Annotated in this window: 2 tRNA genes; both read right to left on the bottom strand. The window is 43.1% G+C overall.

Annotation, left to right across the window (positions count from 1 at the left end):
• Positions 1–128: 128 nt before the first annotated feature.
• Positions 129–204, bottom strand: a tRNA-Val gene (locus tag MD535_RS25930).
• A gap of 42 nt (positions 205–246) precedes the next feature.
• A tRNA-Ala gene (locus tag MD535_RS25925) sits at positions 247–322 on the bottom strand.
• Positions 323–332 lie beyond the last annotated feature (10 nt).

Genomic DNA, 332 nt, shown 5'->3' with positions numbered 1-332 from the left:
AACTTTTATTTGAACAACATTAAATCAAATGTTGTTCGTCAGCTTTCCAAATTGTTAAAGAGCATGTGTTTACTTAGTTAAAACTAATTAAACCATTTTTAAATACACTTCATAAATGTCTTTAAAGATGGTGGGCGATACCGGGCTCGAACCAGTGACCCCCTCCTTGTAAGGGAGGTGCTCTCCCAACTGAGCTAATCGCCCACATTAGTTTTAATTCCTTCGTGGGAAAGAATATTTCAAGAATGGTGGAGCTATGCGGGATCGAACCGCAGACCTCCTGCGTGCAAGGCAGGCGCTCTCCCAGCTGAGCTATAGCCCCGAGATCTTGA

The sequence above is a fragment of the Vibrio qingdaonensis genome (assembly GCF_026191675.1).
In the GTDB taxonomy this organism is placed as follows: domain Bacteria; phylum Pseudomonadota; class Gammaproteobacteria; order Enterobacterales; family Vibrionaceae; genus Vibrio; species Vibrio qingdaonensis.
This window is presented reverse-complemented; position numbering and strand designations above follow the sequence as displayed.